This is a genomic window from Microbacterium sp. 1.5R (assembly GCF_007667425.1).
Classification (GTDB): domain Bacteria; phylum Actinomycetota; class Actinomycetes; order Actinomycetales; family Microbacteriaceae; genus Microbacterium.
Window position 1 is genome coordinate 1,761,047 of the sequence record NZ_VDRC01000001.1, and the last position, 16,464, is coordinate 1,777,510.

The 16,464-nt window shown below is 68.5% G+C and carries 17 protein-coding genes; 11 read left to right on the forward strand and 6 right to left on the reverse strand.

The window, feature by feature from the left end:
• The first annotated feature begins 220 nt into the window (after positions 1-220).
• From FSY98_RS08475 to FSY98_RS08510, 8 genes are all read left to right on the forward strand, one after another.
• Complete coding sequence (locus FSY98_RS08475; protein ID WP_144875719.1) at positions 221-1,507, forward strand: adenylosuccinate synthase; 1,287 nt, start codon at positions 221-223, stop codon at positions 1,505-1,507.
• Positions 1,508-1,514: 7 nt separating this feature from the next.
• On the forward strand, positions 1,515-2,624 hold the full coding sequence (locus tag FSY98_RS08480; RefSeq protein WP_144875721.1) for a beta-propeller fold lactonase family protein: 1,110 nt from the start codon (positions 1,515-1,517) through the stop codon (positions 2,622-2,624).
• 211 nt (positions 2,625-2,835) lie between these two features.
• Positions 2,836-4,269 carry an NAD(P)/FAD-dependent oxidoreductase gene (locus FSY98_RS08485; RefSeq protein ID WP_144875723.1) on the forward strand — a complete coding sequence of 478 codons (1,434 nt, stop codon included), beginning with the start codon at positions 2,836-2,838 and terminating at the stop codon, positions 4,267-4,269.
• A 147-nt stretch (positions 4,270-4,416) separates the two neighbouring features.
• Positions 4,417-4,719, forward strand: coding sequence for a DUF427 domain-containing protein (locus FSY98_RS08490; protein WP_144875725.1), 303 nt, complete (start codon positions 4,417-4,419; stop codon positions 4,717-4,719).
• A 64-nt stretch (positions 4,720-4,783) separates the two neighbouring features.
• A complete protein-coding gene (locus FSY98_RS08495; protein ID WP_260857327.1) occupies positions 4,784-5,671 on the forward strand; it encodes an ABC transporter ATP-binding protein in 888 nt (295 codons plus the stop codon).
• Entirely contained in the window at positions 5,668-6,348 is a 681-nt protein-coding gene (locus tag FSY98_RS08500; protein WP_144875728.1) for an ABC transporter permease, read from the forward strand. The genes FSY98_RS08495 and FSY98_RS08500 overlap by 4 nt, the downstream gene beginning before the upstream one ends.
• Positions 6,345-7,079: an ABC transporter permease gene (locus tag FSY98_RS08505; RefSeq protein WP_144875730.1), complete on the forward strand. Its 735-nt coding sequence runs from the start codon at positions 6,345-6,347 to the stop codon at positions 7,077-7,079. The genes FSY98_RS08500 and FSY98_RS08505 overlap by 4 nt, the downstream gene beginning before the upstream one ends.
• Before the next feature lie 65 nt (positions 7,080-7,144).
• Positions 7,145-8,068, forward strand: coding sequence for an ABC transporter substrate-binding protein (locus tag FSY98_RS08510; protein WP_144875732.1), 924 nt, complete (start codon positions 7,145-7,147; stop codon positions 8,066-8,068).
• Positions 8,069-8,184: 116 nt separating this feature from the next.
• On the opposite strand, the gene FSY98_RS08515 is transcribed toward FSY98_RS08510, so the two are convergent.
• Positions 8,185-9,498: an AI-2E family transporter gene (locus FSY98_RS08515; protein WP_260857328.1), complete on the reverse strand. Its 1,314-nt coding sequence runs from the start codon at positions 9,496-9,498 to the stop codon at positions 8,185-8,187.
• 92 nt (positions 9,499-9,590) lie between these two features.
• Here FSY98_RS08515 and FSY98_RS08520 point away from each other — a divergent pair, with 92 nt between their 5' ends.
• Positions 9,591-9,890: a chorismate mutase gene (locus FSY98_RS08520; RefSeq protein ID WP_144875734.1), complete on the forward strand. Its 300-nt coding sequence runs from the start codon at positions 9,591-9,593 to the stop codon at positions 9,888-9,890.
• Between the two features lie 136 nt (positions 9,891-10,026).
• Complete coding sequence (locus FSY98_RS08525) at positions 10,027-11,178, forward strand: ROK family protein (RefSeq protein ID WP_144875736.1); 1,152 nt, start codon at positions 10,027-10,029, stop codon at positions 11,176-11,178.
• A 24-nt stretch (positions 11,179-11,202) separates the two neighbouring features.
• Here the strand turns inward: FSY98_RS08525 and FSY98_RS16930 are convergent, their stop codons facing one another.
• Together FSY98_RS16930 and FSY98_RS16935 are read right to left on the reverse strand one after the other, a co-directional pair.
• The gene (locus tag FSY98_RS16930) at positions 11,203-11,730 is read right to left on the reverse strand and encodes a phytanoyl-CoA dioxygenase family protein (protein ID WP_313955869.1); all 528 of its coding nucleotides are present in this window, start codon (positions 11,728-11,730) and stop codon (positions 11,203-11,205) included.
• Between the two features lie 6 nt (positions 11,731-11,736).
• The gene (locus tag FSY98_RS16935) at positions 11,737-12,051 is read right to left on the reverse strand and encodes a hypothetical protein (RefSeq protein WP_260857329.1); all 315 of its coding nucleotides are present in this window, start codon (positions 12,049-12,051) and stop codon (positions 11,737-11,739) included.
• A gap of 93 nt (positions 12,052-12,144) precedes the next feature.
• Here FSY98_RS16935 and FSY98_RS08535 point away from each other — a divergent pair, with 93 nt between their 5' ends.
• A complete protein-coding gene (locus FSY98_RS08535; protein WP_144875738.1) occupies positions 12,145-12,993 on the forward strand; it encodes an AraC family transcriptional regulator in 849 nt (282 codons plus the stop codon).
• Positions 12,994-13,072: 79 nt separating this feature from the next.
• Here the strand turns inward: FSY98_RS08535 and FSY98_RS08540 are convergent, their stop codons facing one another.
• Genes FSY98_RS08540 through FSY98_RS08550 form a run of 3 tightly spaced genes read right to left on the reverse strand, consistent with a single transcriptional unit; the run spans position 13,073 to position 16,248 of the window.
• Positions 13,073-13,993: a carbohydrate ABC transporter permease gene (locus FSY98_RS08540; RefSeq protein WP_186307589.1), complete on the reverse strand. Its 921-nt coding sequence runs from the start codon at positions 13,991-13,993 to the stop codon at positions 13,073-13,075.
• Positions 13,994-13,995: 2 nt separating this feature from the next.
• Positions 13,996-14,970, reverse strand: coding sequence for a carbohydrate ABC transporter permease (locus tag FSY98_RS08545; RefSeq protein ID WP_144875740.1), 975 nt, complete (start codon positions 14,968-14,970; stop codon positions 13,996-13,998).
• 30 nt (positions 14,971-15,000) lie between these two features.
• Entirely contained in the window at positions 15,001-16,248 is a 1,248-nt protein-coding gene (locus FSY98_RS08550) for an extracellular solute-binding protein (protein ID WP_144875742.1), read from the reverse strand.
• Between the last annotated feature and the right edge of the window lie 216 nt (positions 16,249-16,464).

Consider the following 16,464-nt stretch of genomic DNA (forward strand, 5'->3'; position numbering starts at 1 on the left):
GTCGATGCGGTCGAGCGACAGCATCCGACTCTTTCCCGCCATGCGAGGTTCCGGTCGCACTACGTGCCGCCCGTCCGAGTCTCGACCGGCACGAAGTGCGACCGACACTGCGCCGCACCACCCGGAACAGCCCCGAAACCGGGCTTCGGTAGGATGGGACCGCCCGAAGAGGGCCAGCTCATCAGCCGGTGCGAACCCGGCGTCAGCAAGGGGGACACCCATGCCAGGAATCGTGATCGTCGGCGTCCAGTGGGGCGATGAGGGCAAGGGCAAGGCCACCGACCTGCTCGGTGAGCGCACCGACTGGGTGGTGAAGTTCAACGGCGGCAACAACGCCGGGCACACCGTCGTGGTGGGCAACGAGAAGTACGCGCTGCACCTGCTTCCATCCGGCATCCTGTCTCCCGGTGTCACACCGGTGATCGGCAACGGCGTCGTCATCGACCTCGAGGTGCTGTTCCACGAGCTCGAGGCGCTCGGCGCCCGCGGCATCGACGTCTCTCGCCTGAAGGTGAGCGCGAACGCGCACATCATCACGCAGTACCACCGCACGCTCGACAAGGTCACCGAGCGCTTCCTCGGCAAGCGCAACATCGGCACCACCGGTCGCGGCATCGGTCCGGCCTACGCCGACAAGATCAATCGCGTGGGCATCCGCGTGCAGGACCTCTTCGACGAGAACATCCTGCGCCAGAAGGTCGAGGGCGCGCTCGACCAGAAGAACCACCTGCTCGTGAAGGTCTTCAACCGCCGCGCGGTGACGGTCGACGAGATCGTCGAGGAGCTGCTCTCGTACGCCGAGCGCCTGCGCCCGATGGTCGCGGACACCGGCTACCTGATCGCCGAGGCGCTCGACCGCGGCGAGGTCGTCGTGTTCGAGGGCGGCCAGGCCACCATGCTCGACATCGACCACGGCACCTACCCGTTCGTCACGTCGTCGACCGCGACGGCGGCCGGAGCGGCATCCGGTTCGGGTGTCGGCCCCGGTGCTCTCGACCGCATCGTCGGCATCGTCAAGGCCTACACGACCCGTGTCGGCTCCGGACCCTTCCCGACCGAGCTGTTCGACGAGCAGGGCGAGTGGCTGCGCTCGCGCGGCTTCGAGTTCGGCACCACGACCGGGCGCCCGCGCCGCGTGGGCTGGTACGACGCCCCGATCACCCGCTACGCGACGCGTGTGAACGGCATCACCGACCTCGTGCTCACGAAGCTCGACATCCTCACCGGACTCGAGCAGATCCCCGTGTGCGTCGCGTACGACGTCGACGGCGAGCGCTTCGACGAGGTGCCGGTCAATCAGACCGACTTCCACCACGCGACGCCGGTGCTCGAGTACTTCCCCGGCTGGTCGGAGGACATCTCGACCGCGCGCAGCTTCGACGACCTGCCGAAGAACGCCCAGGACTACGTGCTCGCCCTGGAGGGCATGAGCAACACCCGGATCTCCGTGATCGGCGTCGGTCCGGAGCGCGACCAGGTCGTGGTCCGCCACGACCTGGTCGACTGAGCCGCGCATGACCCGGTTCTGGCTCGGCGGCTACGGTGCCGCGATGGGCGGCTCCGCCGACGGCATCGGCCTCCTCGCCGGCGACGAGCAGACGCCCACGAAGCTCTCGTATCGGGGGGCGGTCACCGAGACCCCCTCGCCGTCGTGGCTCGCGCAGCATCCCACCCTCGACGTCGTCTACGCGGCGCGGGAAGCGGATGCCGTGGTGCAGGCGTTCCGCCGGACCGGCGAGTCGGCGCTGCAGCCTCTCGGCGACCCGGTCGAAGCCGGCGACTCGGTCTGCCACGTCGCGGTGTCGCCCTCCGGCGGCTACCTCGTCGCGAGCTGCTACGGCGACGGACGCGTGGTGCGCATCGGGATCGCTGCCGACGGGAGCCTCGTCCCGGATGCCGCGAATAAGGCCGCAGAACTGCGCGCGGCGCTGCTCGGCGAGCCGGCGCAGACGTCGGCTCCGGCGGGTGTCGCCGCAGCGGCATCCGACCCTTATGCCGGCGCCCTCACCGCGACCGGCGATCCGCGTGCGTCGCATGCGCACGCCGCGGCGTTCCTGGCCGACGGTCGCATCGCGACGACCGACCTGGGCTTCGACCTGGTGCGCATCTGGCGTCCGACCTCGGGCGGCCTCGTGCTCGACCACGAGGTCACCCTGCCGCAGGGCACCGGTCCGCGGCACATGATCGTGCATCCGAGCGGTCACCTGCATGTCGTGACCGAGTACTCGTGCGAGGTCTTCACGCTCGCCGCGGGCCCTGATGGCACCTGGAGCGTCGTGTCGTCGACGCTGTCGAGCCCGATCGCGCAGGTGGGCGTCGACTTCCCCGCCGAGCTCGCCCGCACCCGCGACGGACAGTTCCTGTACACGGCGCTGCGCGGCAGCAACACGATCGCCGCTCTGCGCGTGCGCGGAGCGGGTGAGAGCCTCGAATCGGTCGCGCTCGCGGACGCCGGTGTCGACTGGCCGCGACACCACATCGTGCACGAGGGCAAGCTGCTCGTCGCCGGGCAGCGCTCCGACACGATCGCGCTGCTCGACCTGGACGAGCGCACGGGGGCGCCCCTCGGCATCCGTCATGAGGCGCAGGTGCCCACGCCGACGCACTTCCTGCGCGTGCGCTGACGCTCGCACGTTTCCGCTTCGGGGGTCGATACGCCACATCGCGGTCCCGTGCGCGGCGATCCATCCGACATCTGGCGAGTCGGCCCCCGGTTCGTGTGCCAGGAGGCCCCCGGGTGATCGCCGGCGGAACAAACCCGGCCGTCCCTCGTTTGTAAACCCCGTGACTCCACGTTCGTTCTGAGCGAGACTGGGCCACGGAGAGGGGCACCGCATGACTGCCGAGAACACCGACGAATACGACCTGATCGTCCTGGGCGCCGGACCGGTGGGCGAGAACGTCGCCGACCGCGCCGTGCAGGGGGGTCTGACCGCGATCATCGTGGAGAGCGAGCTCGTCGGAGGCGAGTGCTCCTATTGGGCGTGCATGCCCTCGAAGGCTCTGCTGCGCCCGGCTCAGGCGCTGCGCGCGGCGAAGAAGGTCGGCGGCGCGGCCGAGGCCGTCACGGGTGAGCTCGACGTGCGCGCGGTCTTCGATCGCCGCGACTCGTTCACCAGCAACTGGTCGGATGACGGTCAGGTGAAGTGGCTCGACTCGGCCGGCATCGCTCTGGCCCGCGGGCACGGCCGGCTCACGGGCGAGCGGGAGGTCACGGTGACGGATGCCGAGGGCGGCACCCGCGTGCTCCGCGCCCGCCACGCGGTGGCGATCAGCACGGGGACGGATGCCACGGTGCCGCCGATCCCGGGTCTGCGCGAGGCCGAGCCCTGGACGAGCCGCGAGGCGACCAGCGCCGAGGAGCTGCCGGAGTCGTTGGCCGTGATCGGCGGCGGCGTGGTGGCCGTCGAGATGGCCACGGTCTACGCATCGCTCGGTACGAAGGTCACCGTCATCGCCCGCAGCGGTCTGCTCGGCACGTTCGAGCCGTTCGCCGGAGAGCGGGTCGCCGCCGGACTCGCAGAGCTGGGCGTCGACGTACGCACCGACACCGGCACGACCGGTGTGACGCGCGGCGAAGACGGCGTCGTGATCGATCTGTCCGACGGATCGACAGTCACGACGGCCGAGGTTCTCGTCGCCACCGGCCGCACTCCTCGTAGCGGGGATATCGGACTCGAAGTCGCCGGTCTCGAGCCCGGCCGGTACATCGAGGTCGACGACACGCAGCGCGTCCCCGGCTCCGACTGGCTGTACGCCGTGGGCGACGTCAACGGCCGCGTGCTGCTGACGCACCAGGGCAAGTACCAGGCGCGGGCGGCGGGCGACGTGATCGCGGCGCGTGCGAAGGGGGATGCCGTCGACGACGCGCCCTGGGGCCGCCATGTCGCGACGGCCGACCACGCCGCTGCGCCGCAGGTGACGTTCTCGTACCCCGAGGTCGCGTCCGTCGGGCTCACCGAGGCCGAGGCCCGCAAGGCCGGCCAGGAGGTCGCGGTGGTCGACTACGACCTCGGCGGGATCGCCGGCGCGAGCGTCTACGAAGACGGCTTCGAGGGTCAGGCGCGTCTCGTGATCGACTCCGAGCGCGAGGTCGTGCTCGGAGCGACGTTCGTCGGCCCCGAGGTCGCCGAACTCCTGCAGGCGGCGACGGTCGCGGTCGTCGGCGAGGTGCCGATCTCCCGTCTGTGGCACGCCGTTCCGGCGTACCCGACGATCAGCGAGATCTGGCTCCGACTGCTCGAGGAGTACGGCCGGCAGTCCGCCTGACCGGGTGCCGGCCGGGGCAATCCGTTCCGCGGCACGCATCGAACAGGCGAGGGACTTTGTTTCCCACATTGACGACCCCTCGCGCAACCCCGAGCGGATGTCGTACACCTCCGTTACGCTCATACCCACATCCGAGGAGGCAGGACCATGAAGGCTGTACTCGCAGGAACCGTCATCGCCGAAGCAGACGAGAGTGACCTCGCGCGCATGGAAGGCAACTGGTACTTCCCGCCCGCATCGATCACCGAAGGCGCGCTCGTCGAGAGCCCCACGCCTTACACGTGCCCGTGGAAGGGTGCGGCGCAGTACTTCTCCGTGCAGGCCGGCGGCGAGCTGCACGAGGACTACGCCTGGTCGTACCCCACCCCGTACCCGTCGGCGTTCGACCGGGTCGGCAAGGACTTCTCCGGTTTCGTCGCGTTCGACCCCCGCGTGCAGATCGAAGCATGACCACCGTGTGCCGGCGCCGGGGCGCCGATGCTCGACTCGTCGATCGACCGACTGGAGTACAGCCATGATCGAATTCCGCAACGTCACGAAGAAGTTCCCCGGCGGCGCCGTCGCGGTGAACGATTTCAATCTGGTTCTGCCATCGCGAAAGACGACCGTCTTCGTCGGGTCGTCCGGGTGCGGCAAGACCACACTGCTCCGCATGATCAACCGCATGGTGGAGCCGACCTCCGGAGAGGTCGAGATCGACGGAGAGAGCGTCCTTGCGGGCGATCCCGTCGCTCTGCGCCGCAGCATCGGCTACGTGATGCAGAACTCCGGGCTCATGCCGCACTTCACGGTGATCGACAACGTCGCCACGGTGCTCCGCCTCAACGGCGTGAAGAAGGCGGACGCACACAAGCGCTCCCGTGAGCTGCTCGACACGGTCGGGCTCGACCAGGCGCTCGCCGAGCGCTATCCGAGCCAGCTGTCCGGTGGCCAGCAGCAGCGTGTCGGCGTCGCCCGCGGCCTCGCGGCCGACCCGAACGTCCTGCTCATGGACGAGCCCTTCGGCGCGGTCGACCCGATCGTGCGGGCCGACCTGCAGCAGGAGACACTGCGGCTGCAGCGCGAGCTCGACAAGACGGTGGTGTTCGTCACGCACGACATCGACGAAGCCTTCCTGCTCGGCGACCAGGTCGTGATCCTCGACAAGGGGGCGCGCATCGTCCAGGTGGGCAGTCCGAGCGAGATCATCGAGAACCCGGCCGACGACTTCGTGGCCTCGTTCATCGGCGCCGACCGCGGCCGCCGCGCGCTGCACCTCAAGCAGACGCCGCACGGCACCATCGTCGTCGACTCCGAGGGGCGCACGCAGGGTGCGATCGTGGCGGATGCCGAGACGTCCGACGGGCCGCTCTCCGGCCCCGACACGGCAGCGCTCAAGGCCGTGCAGGGCGGGCTCACGTGAACTGGGTCGGTGACAACCTCGGGCTGATCCTCGATCTCACCGTGGTGCACCTGCGCCAGAGCATCATCCCCATCGTGCTCGGGTTCGTCCTGTCGCTGCCGCTCGGCTGGGTCGCCTGGCGGTTCCGTCTCGTGCGCGGGCCGATCATCGTGCTCACTGGTCTGCTGTACACGATCCCGTCTCTGGCGCTGCTGATCCTGCTGCCGGCGACGCTCGGGTACTCGGCGATCAGCGAGTCGAACCTCGTGATCGCGCTGACGATCTACGCCATCGCGATCCTGGTCCGTGCCGTCTCCGACGGACTCGACTCCGTCGACGACGATGTGCGCCAGGCGGCGACCGCCACGGGCTTCGCCTCGTTCCGACGCTTCTGGGCCGTGGAGTTCCCGCTCGCCGGGCCGGTGGTCCTCGCAGGCCTGCGCGTGACAGCGGTCAGCACGATCTCCCTCGCCACGGTCGGCACGCTCATCGGTGTGACGAACCTCGGCTACCTCTTCACGAACGGTCTCGAGCGCCGCATCATCGCCGAGGTCGTCGCCGGCGTGATCGCGGTCGTGATCATCGCCCTCGTGATCGACCTGATCCTGCTGCTGCTCGGACGCGCGCTGATGCCGTGGACCCGCGCCGCGAAGAAGTCTCCGGCCGCTCGTGCGATCGCTGTGGGGGCTCCCGCATGAACCTCTTCCTCGAAGCATTCGCCTGGATGTTCGCCCCCGAGCAGTGGACGGGCAACTACGCCCTGCCGAAGCTGCTCGGCCAGCACCTCGCGCTCACCGCGATCTCCGTGCTGATCGCGGCGGCGATCGCGCTGCCGATCGGATGGCTGATCGGGCACACAGGGAAGGGTCGCGAGATCGCGGTCGCGGTGTCCGGCGCTGCACGCGCGATCCCGGCGTTCGGACTCCTGATCCTCCTCGTGCTGCTCCTCGGCGTGCTGCGGATCCCCGAGGCCGCCGTCATCACCTTCGTCCTGCTCGCGATCCCGTCGCTCCTCGCCGGCGCGTACACGGGTCTCGAGGCCATCGACCGTCGGGTGATCGACGCGGCGAAATCGATGGGCATGACCGGGTGGCAGGTGTTCTGGAAGGTCGAGGTGCCTCTCGGGCTGCCTCTGCTGGTCGGCGGCATCCGGTCGGCTCTGCTCCAGGTGATCGCCACGGTCACGATCGCCGCCTACGTCAACCTGGGTGGTCTCGGATACCCGATCATCCAGGGCATCCCGCTGCGTCGCTTCGACCAGGTGCTCGCGGGCGCTCTCCTCGTCGCGGTGCTCGCCCTCATCGTCGACCTGATCCTGGCGGCCGCGCAGCACGCGGCGGTACCGGCAGGTCTCCGCGCCGGGCGTCCGGCACGGCGGCGTGCCCGCTCGGACTCCGCCGCGACGGCATCCGCCCCCGCCACCGCCTGACCCAGGGCGCTGAGATCACCCAGACTTTTCGTCACACAGCAGCAGTTCCAGAGAAGAGGAATCCCATGTTCACAGCACGAGGCAAGCGCTCCGTCTTCGCCGTCGGCCTGGTCGCCGCGGCGGCTCTCACCCTGTCGGCGTGCGCGTCGAGCAACCCGCTCGATGAGCCCAGCGATTCCGGCGAGAGCTCGGGCAGCGGCGACACGATCGTCGTCGGCTCGCAGGCGTACTACTCCAACGAGATCATCGCCGAGATCTACGCGCAGGCGCTCGAGGCCGAGGGCTTCGACGTCGAGAAGAAGCTCAACATCGGTCAGCGCGACGCGTACATGCCCGACGTCGAGTCCGGTGCCATCAACGTCTTCCCCGAGTACACGGGCAGCCTGCTCGAGTACCTCTCGGATGACGCCGTCACCGTCACGAGCCCCGAAGACGTGTACTCCGCCCTGGGCGACGCACTGCCCGATGGCCTCACGGCACTCGACTTCGCTGAGGCCACCGACCAGGACTCCTACACGGTGCTGAAGAGCTTCGCCGAGGAGAACGACCTGAAGACGATCGGCGACCTCAAGAACGTGTCGTCGCAGGTGACCATCGGTGCCGCGCCCGAGTTCGAGCAGCGTCCGTACAGCCCGGCCCGCGCCAAGGAGGTCTACGGCGTCGACCTGACGTTCTCGGCCACCGGCCAGACCACGCTCGAGTCGCTGCTCGCCGGTTCGATCCAGGTGGCCGACATCTACACGGCCGACCCGGCGTTCGAGACCGAGGACATCGTGGCCCTGGAGGACCCCGAGAACCTCATCATCTCGTCGAACGTCGTGCCGATCGTCTCGAGCGACATCGCCGACGAGGTGTCGGATGTGCTGAACGCGATCAGCGCGAAGCTCACCGGTGAGGAGCTCGTCGCCCTCAACGTGCAGAGCACCGTCGACCAGAAGTCGTCGGCCGAGATCGCGAAGCAGTGGCTCACCGACAACGACCTCATCTGAGTCGCAGAGCCTGACAGAAGTGCCCGGGTCCCAGGACCCGGGCACTTCTGCGTGTCCACCTGCCTGCGTCGCGGGTGGTGGGTCTCGACGCGGGGGTGGGTGTCCAGAGGGGGCGACTAGACGCGGGCGTCCTGCCGCGGCACCCATACCTGCTTGATGATGATGAGGATGGATGCCGCGACCGGCACCGCCACGAGGGCGCCGAGCAGACCGAGCAGCGTTCCGCCCGCGAGCGCCCCGATGACGACCAGTGATCCAGGGATCGCGATCGCGCGGTTCATGACGCGCGGCGTGATGACGTACGCCTCGATCTGCATGTACACGAGGTAGATGACGGCGAACACGAGCGCGGCGATGGGGTTCGTGAACAGAGCCAGGCTGGTGCCGATGATCCAGAAGAGCACCGACCCGACGAGGGGGATCAGGGTGATGCAGAACGCGACCGTCGCCATGAGCGGCGGGAACGGCAGTCCGAGGAACAGGTAGAGCAGGAACGCGAGGATCGCGTTGCAGAATGCCAGCACCACCATGCCCATGACGTAGCCGCCGACGGAGTCGGTGATCTGGTCGGTGATGTCGCTCGCTCGCCGGCGGTCGCGGGCGGGGGCGAGGCGCAGCAGCCCCGACTTGATGGTCGGCAGAGTCGCCACGAAGTACAGGGTGAGCACGAGCACGACGATGATCCCCGAGATGGCTGAGGCGATGCTCGCTCCGACCTGCAGTGCTCCGCCGCCGATCACGGCGATGTTGCCCGGGTCCGTGAGGAACTTCTGCACGTCCGAGACGAGGTCCTCGAACTGGTCGCCGAACTGTCGCTCGAGAGTCGCGTAGATGTCGGAGCGGGTGAACTCGCCGATCATGCCCGGCACGGAACGCACGAAGCTCGCGATCTGATCGACGACGATCGGCACGACCATCCAGAGCAGCAGACCGGCGATGACGATCAGCGCGAGGATGACGGCCACGACCGACAGGGCACGAGACAGGCCTCGGCGTTCGAGGAACCGCACCGACGGATCGAGGCCGAGCGCCGCGAAGAGGGCGAGCGCGATGTAGATCAACACGGTCGAGAGGTTCGACAGCGCGAGTCCGAGCAGCACGGCCGCGAGACCGCCCAGCGTGACGAGGAAGCCGAAGACGAACGGTCGGTCGATGCGCGTCCAGAACGAGCGGGTGGGGGTCATCGGCTCGACGACCTTCTGCGTCCTGTCCGCCGTGGTGTCCGTGTCGACCGCGGCGACCGCGGCGACCGCGGCGACCGCGGCGGACGAACCCGGTGCCGCAGTCGGATCGCCGACGGCATCCGTCGACTCGGCGGGCGATTCGGCCACGGGCGAGGAGTCCCTCGATCGCCGAGATGCGCCGCCACCCGGGTTCTCGGAGGCCGCGCCATCCGCGCTCTCGGACCCGGGCCGCTCGTCATCGCTCATGTGCTCACGATAGCGGCCGGTGTCGTCGCACCCTCGGCATCCGTCGCCTCCCGCAGGGTCGTTCCGCCGCGTGTTTCCGTAGAGTAGGGGGCATGACCGCCGCCGAAGATCCCCGGGCTGAACTCCTCCGACTGCGTTCGAGCATCGACAACATCGATGCCGCTCTCATCTTCATGCTGGCAGAGCGTTTCCGCGCCACGCAGCAGGTCGGCCGGCTCAAGGCCGACCACGAGATGCCGGCGTCCGATCCGGGGCGCGAGGAGCAGCAGGTCGCGCGCTTGCGCGCGCTTGCGGAAGAGGCCCATCTCGACCCGGAGTTCGCTGCGAAGTGGTTCAACTTCGTGGTGGCCGAAGTCATCCGCCATCACACGGAAGCCGCCGAAGGGCGGTGACGGGTCTTCCGGGCGAGCGACGGTGTGTGCAGCACTCACTCGCCCGGAACCCGACTTAGTTCATTGACTAAACTATGTAAGAGGGTACGCAGCCGATCCCGGACTGTCAACCGTTCTCCCGCGCAGGAATCGCCCCATGCTCAACGCCGATGACGCACTCGACACGCAAGCGGCGGTACGGCGTGCAAACCTGCGCCGCGCGCTGCAGCTCGTGTTCGACGCGCCGGGCACCCAGACGCGTGCCGGCATCTCTCGCGCGACCGGGCTCACAGCCGCCACGGCGTCGTCGCTCGTCGCCGAGCTCCTCGACGAGCGCCTGATCGTCGAGGGAGCGCAGGCCGCGAGCACCGGCGGCAAACGCGCGACGACGCTCGACATCGACGACGAGCATCACCTGATCCTCGTCGTCATCCTCCGCCCCACGGACGCGCGGATCACCCTGCTCTCACTCGCCGGGAATGCGATCGACGCGCGTCGGGCCGACTTCACCGACGACGCGCGCGAGCGGACGCTCGACGCCGCCCTCGCCGCAATCGCCGACGAGTACGGCTCCCGCCTCCTCATCGCCGCGGTGCAGCTGCCCGGCACCACCGACGGTCGCACCGTGCTCGAGAGCGTGCAACTGGGCTGGCGAGACACTCCGCTCGCCGAACGCCTGGAGCAGGTGCTCGGCGCGCCGGTGCTTCTCGTGAACGACGTGGATGCCGAGGCCATCGCCGAAGCCGGGGTCGAGGGCCCACCCTCCGGTCACCGCCTCTTCATCCACGTCGGCGGTGGCATCGGCGCGGCCGTCACCCTCGACGGCGAGCTCGCCCCCGGGCCACGCCATCGCGCCGGCGAGATCGGCCATGTGCAGGTGGTGTTCGGCGACGCCGCCCGCCCCTGCCGTTGCGGTCGACGGGGATGCCTCGAGTCCGCTGCCGCGCTCGGGCCGATGCTCGGCGAGGGGTTCTCCGATGCTCTCGACGTCGACGAGATCAGGGCGCTCGTGGCCGGCGCCGACCAGCGTGACCTCGACGAGGGTGCCCGCGCGCTGGCCAGAGCCATCAAACTCCTCAGCGCACTGCTGGACCCCGCCGAGATCGTGATCGGCGGGCCGGGGGCGCTGCTCGGCGATCGCTTCCTCGACCTGGTGCGCGCCGAGACCGATTATGCGGCGACGGGCACGGCGCAGGTGCCCGTCCGCTACGCCGATCCCGCGATCTCGCTCGCCGCCGGTCCCGCACAGGCCGCGCTCACGGCATCCCTCGGGGTGCGGTGGATGCCGCAGCCGCCCGCGCGTCCGTAGCGCTTCCCGAGCCGGGGCGCGTGTTCAGAGGCCGTCGCCCTCGAACCAGTGCTCCTGCCAGCGCCAATCGATGGGGTCGGACACCCGCTGATAGCGGATGTCGGTGGAGAGACGGATCCGCGAGCCGGGGTCGACGTTGTCGGTCGAGGCGTGCACGATATGGGCCGAGTGCACCATGACGTCGCCCGCCCGATAGTCGGCGATCAGCCAGCGCGCGTCGTACTCGTCCGCCAGGGCGGGGAGATCGGCGGTGATGGACGCCGCGGGCATCCGCAGGGTCCCGGCGCGTTCCTGCGCCATCACCCGATGGTGGCTGCCCTCGAGATAGGCGAGGCCGCCCGTCTCGACCGCGCAGTCGCCGAGTGGGATCCACATCGACAGCACCCGGTCGGTGCCCTCGCGGAGGTAGACGAGGTCGTAGTGCGCCTGCGTGGCCGTGCCGATGCCTCGCTCACCCGGGCGGATGTGCCGGATGATGCGCCGCTTGTGCAGGTGCACGTCGTCGCCGAGGAACCACCGGAACCAGCCGCGGATCGACGGGTGGCCGGTCAGGGCGGCCTACTCGTCACCGCGGACGATGTCGTCGAACAGCAGCCGCCTCGTGAGGGCGAGGTCGATCGCGCCGCCCGCGTCGACGCCCTCGGCGATGCCGTTCGCGGCGACGAGGCCGGTCGGGGCGAGGGTCTCGAAGTAGTGCCGGCGGAAGTCTCTGACGACGTCGGCGTCGAGATGGCCGCTGAGGTAGAGGTAGCCGTCGCGTCGGAGACGCCGCCACAGGGCATCCTTGTCGCCGCGCTCATCGGCGGGCACCGGCTCGAGCCTGCCCAGCCGCGCGGCACTGTCGTCGAGGATGTGCCCGTTGGAGGTGATCATGGTGGCAGTCTGACCGGACTAGCACGATCGCTCCATGTAGTTCAGCGACATGTGCTTGTGATTTCGTGGGCCCCTCCCGACACTAGGAGGATCATGGAGAACTGGGCGATCTATGCGGCTCCCGCCCGTACGCTCACGGACGTCACGATCGCGTGTCTCGGGGCCGGGGAGTACTCGGGGCGCAACGAGGGCTTCCGCAACCGGCAACTGCGCTCGCACGCGGTCGTCGTGGTGAGCGAAGGCAGCGGGTGGTACTCGAGTCCGCTGACCGGAGACGTGCGCGTCGAGGCACCGGCGCTGCTCTGGCTCTTCCCCGGAGTGCAGCATGGCTACGGCCCGCTGCGCTCCGGCTGGACGGAGCACTGGGTGCTGTTCTCCGGTGCGGCGACCCGCGCGCTCGATGAGCTGGGTGCCTGGCGGCGGGCGGGGCCCGTCGTGCCGCTCGACCGCGTGCCCGGTTCTCTGCACCGCACTTTCGCGCGGCTGCACGCCGCCCTCGCCGACAGCGGATCGCCGGGTGCGCTCCGCGCATCCGCCACCGGCTACGCCTGGATCGCCGAGCTCGCTGCGTCGACCATGCCCGCCGCCGCGCCCGACCTCATCGAGGCGTTCACCCGGGGCGCATCGAGGCAGGTTCCGATGGAGACCCGGGCGCGGGAGCTGGGGCTGAGCGTCGGGCAGCTGCGTTCTGCGGCGGTCGCCGCGACCGGCCTGACGCCCCTGCAGCTGCTCATCGACTCGCGCCTCTCCCGCGCCCAGACCCTGCTCGTCGAGACCGACCTCGAGGTCGGCGCGATCGCGCGGCAGGTCGGGTTCGACGATCCGTCGTACTTCTCGAGACAGTTCACGCAGCGACTCGGGCGTTCGCCGAGCCTGTTCCGCGACGAGCAGCGACGGATGCCGATGCCCGCCGACGCGGCGGCGGAGCAGCTTCTGCGGTGAGGGGCGCTCTGCGCGGCCACCTCGACTCCGCTTGGCCGCAGAGGTCGACGATGGCCGCGAGGCGTCCGCCCGATGCGCCCTACTTCACGCTGCCGGCGGTGAGACCGCCGACGAGACGCTTCTCGATGAGCATGAAGAGGATGACGACGGGCAGGATGGCGACGATCGAGACGCCGAACACGTACTGCCAGCTCGTCTCGTACTGACCGACGAACTTCGTCAGCGCGACGGAGAGCGGCTGATTCTTGTCGGTCGACAGGATCACGAGGGATGCCGCGAACTCGTTCCAGCACGCGACGAACGTGAACACGATCGCCGTCACGATGCCGGGCCAGACGAGCGGCAGGTTGATCTTGAACAGCACGGTGAAGCGTCCGGCACCGTCGATCTGCGCGGCCTCGTCGACCTCCTTGGGGATGCCGGCGAAGAACGAATGCATGATCCACACGGCGAACGACAGGTTGAACGCGGCGTTGATGAAGATCATCGCCGCCCAGGTGTCGCCGAGCCCGAGCGTCGTGAACTGGCGGAAAAGTCCCGAGGTGAGCACGGCGGGCTGCAGCATCTGCGTGACGATCACCAGGAACAGGAACACCATGCGGCCGGGGAACTTGAACCGGGCCGTGTAGTACGCGGCCGGGAGCGACACGAGCAGCACGAGCAGTGTCGCGAAGACGGCGATGATGATGGTCGAGATCAGGTTGTACGGCAGCGGCGTCTCGGGGGTCGACCACATCGTGATGTAGTTCTCCCAGTGCCACTCGACCGGAAGATAGGTGGGGTCGACGGAGCGGATCTGCGGCTTCGTCTTCACGCTCCCGAAGAACATGATCAGGTACGGGAGAACGAAGATGGCGAGCACGATGAAGCCGGCGGCCGTGCGGAGGATGACGCGGGGAAGCGTCACCTGGTCCTCGGTGTACCGGCGCCTGCGGCCGGGGATCCGCGGGGCGGGATCGGATCCTGCGGTGGTGACGAGAGCGGTCTCGGTCAGGGTCACGATCAGACCTCCTTCATCGGTTTGACGGCCTTGACGTAAATCGCGACGATCACGATGACGATGAGGAAGGCCACGACCGACAGGGCGCTCGCGACATCGACCTTCTTCTGCAGCTCGATGTACTTGAAGATCATCGTCATGATCGTGTCCGCGCCGTAGCCCGGGATGGAGCCGGTCATGACCTTGAGGATCGGCAGCGAGTTGAACACGTTGATGATGTTGATGAGCACCGCGACGGCGAGGGCGCTACGGAGCTGCGGCACGATGATCGTCCAGTAGGTGCGCATCGCTCCGGCGCCGTCCATCTTCGCGGCCTCGAGGGTGTCGGCCGGCACCGTCTGCAGCCCGGCGAGGATCGTGTAGGTCGTGAACGGCAACGACACGAAGATCGCGATGACGATCGACCACGCGAACGCGGTGGCGGGATTCTTCGTCCACCCGTAGCCCACGGCGTCGTCGGACAGCCCGATGTCGTACAGGAATTTGTTGAACACCCCGAAGTACGGCTCCAGGCTGTAATAGAAGACCATCGTCGTCATGACGACGGATGCCGCCCACGGCACGATCACGGCCATGCGCACGATCTGCCGGCCGGGGAAGGCCTTGTTGAGGATCTGCGCGAGTCCGAGCGAGATGATCACGGTGAATCCGACGACGACCACGACCCACACGACCGTGCGGAACAGGATCGGCCAGAACTCGGCGAACGCGAACACCGTCGCGAAGTTGTCGAACCCGACCGAGCCCTTGTCGAGGCCCGACAGGGAGATGTCGCGCGTGGAGTTGAAGAACATGACACCGGCGGGGAACAGCACGACGCCGATGATGAGCAGCAGCGCCGGGGCGATCCACGGTAGCGCCTGGAGGAGGTCCTTGCCGCCCGGTCGTCCGCGAGCGGCGCCCGACCGGCGGCCGGGGGTGCGGGGGCGGCCGGTGGCCGCCCCCGCGAGGGTCTGGGACTCTGTGGTCTGGCTCATGGGAATCCCCGAACCTCTCCTTCAGCGGGCTCAGCCCGCGTCGACCTGCGCCTGGATCTCGGTCAGAACGTCCTGGGCGGGCTTGGTCTGCAGCTGCCCGAACAGTGACTTGAAGGCACCGTCGGTGGCCGACCACTTCGGGTTCGTCGACGGGTAGAACTGCGCGTCGGGAAGGACGTCGAGGAACGGCTTCAGTGCTTCCTCGCCCGACAACTGCTCTGCGCCCGACTTGGTGACGGGGAGGAAGCCCTCGGCCTGCACCCACGGGACGTACACGTCGGCCGAGTAGTAGTAGTCGAAGAACTTGGTGATGGCCTCCTGCTTGTCGCCGTCGTTCTGGAACGCCATCAGCTGGTCCATCACGCCGAGGGTGAAGGGCGAGCCGTCCTTCGTCGGGATCGGCACGATGGAGTAGTCCAGCTCCGGGTTGCCCTCCTCGATCTGGCCGACCGTGGGCGGCAGGCCCACCTGCATGCCGATCTTGCCCTGGATGAAGATGTCCATCAGGGGCGAGCGCTGGGTGGAACCGGGGTCGGCCTGGGTCGCTCCGGCGTCGATCATCTTCTTGATCTGCTCGGCACCGGCGAGGTTCTCCGGGGTGTCGATGGTGATCTCTGACGCGTCGCCGAACGAGCCGCCGCCGCCCCAGAGCCACACGGCCGCCTCGGCCTGGGCCTCTTCGGATCCGAGCGGCATGCCGTATCCCGCGACGCCGCCGCCGAGTGCCGAGACCTTGGTCGCGGCATCCAGCAGCGAGTCCCAGTCGGTCGGCGCCTCGGTCACGCCGGCCTGCTGCAGCAGCGTGTTGTTGACGAACAGCGCACGTGCCGAGGCGATGAGCGGCAGGGCGTACGCCGTGCCGTCGACCTCGGCGTTGGCGATGAACGAATCCTGGAAGTCGGCGAGGGTGTCCTCCGACACGACGTCGGAGACCGGGTAGAGCAACTCGTCGCCGACGAAGCCCGCGAACGGTCCGCCGTTGTAGATGTCGGGTGCTTCGCCGGCCTGGATCTTGGTCGAGATGACCTTCTCGAGGTTGTCCCACGACTGCACCTCGAGGTCGACCTTGATGTCGGGGTTCTCCTTCTCGAACCCGTCGATCACGTCCTCCCACAGGCCCTTGGTCGCGTCGGAGTAGCTCGGCACGAGCAGGCTGAGCGTGCTGGCGTCGTCTCCACCGCCGCCTCCGCCGGAAGAACCGCCGAAACCGCAGGACGTGAGTGTGAGCGTGGCGGTTGCCGCGAGTGCGACGGCGCCGATTCGCAGTGACTTATTCATCTGTGTGGCATTCCTCACTGTGTCAGGAACCGCTCTGGAGAGCGGAGGGGCGCACTGTCGCGGGTACAGACGCGACAGTGCGTGTGGCGCCGCCCCAGACGGGTCGGCGGTGGAACGGTTCGATTATTTGTCAGGCAAATAAACAAATCAAGGGGAATATTGGTTGGCCCTCGAATGTGGCCATACTATGATCGATCTATTAGTTAAACGATCACA

Excerpts from the sequence above, each read along its gene's own strand:
- FSY98_RS08475 (WP_144875719.1), top strand. The coding sequence starts at position 221 with ATGCCAGGAATCGTGATCGTCGGCGTCCAGTGGGGCGATGAGGGCAAG.
- FSY98_RS08480 (WP_144875721.1), top strand. The coding sequence starts at position 1,515 with ATGACCCGGTTCTGGCTCGGCGGCTACGGTGCCGCGATGGGCGGCTCC.
- FSY98_RS08485 (WP_144875723.1), top strand. The coding sequence starts at position 2,836 with ATGACTGCCGAGAACACCGACGAATACGACCTGATCGTCCTGGGCGCC.
- FSY98_RS08490 (WP_144875725.1), top strand. The coding sequence starts at position 4,417 with ATGAAGGCTGTACTCGCAGGAACCGTCATCGCCGAAGCAGACGAGAGT.
- FSY98_RS08495 (WP_260857327.1), top strand. The coding sequence starts at position 4,784 with ATGATCGAATTCCGCAACGTCACGAAGAAGTTCCCCGGCGGCGCCGTC.
- FSY98_RS08505 (WP_144875730.1), top strand. The coding sequence starts at position 6,345 with ATGAACCTCTTCCTCGAAGCATTCGCCTGGATGTTCGCCCCCGAGCAG.
- FSY98_RS08510 (WP_144875732.1), top strand. The coding sequence starts at position 7,145 with ATGTTCACAGCACGAGGCAAGCGCTCCGTCTTCGCCGTCGGCCTGGTC.
- FSY98_RS08515 (WP_260857328.1), bottom strand. The coding sequence starts at position 9,498 with ATGAGCGATGACGAGCGGCCCGGGTCCGAGAGCGCGGATGGCGCGGCC.
- FSY98_RS08520 (WP_144875734.1), top strand. The coding sequence starts at position 9,591 with ATGACCGCCGCCGAAGATCCCCGGGCTGAACTCCTCCGACTGCGTTCG.
- FSY98_RS08525 (WP_144875736.1), top strand. The coding sequence starts at position 10,027 with ATGCTCAACGCCGATGACGCACTCGACACGCAAGCGGCGGTACGGCGT.
- FSY98_RS16935 (WP_260857329.1), bottom strand. The coding sequence starts at position 12,051 with ATGATCACCTCCAACGGGCACATCCTCGACGACAGTGCCGCGCGGCTG.
- FSY98_RS08535 (WP_144875738.1), top strand. The coding sequence starts at position 12,145 with ATGGAGAACTGGGCGATCTATGCGGCTCCCGCCCGTACGCTCACGGAC.
- FSY98_RS08545 (WP_144875740.1), bottom strand. The coding sequence starts at position 14,970 with ATGAGCCAGACCACAGAGTCCCAGACCCTCGCGGGGGCGGCCACCGGC.
- FSY98_RS08550 (WP_144875742.1), bottom strand. The coding sequence starts at position 16,248 with ATGAATAAGTCACTGCGAATCGGCGCCGTCGCACTCGCGGCAACCGCC.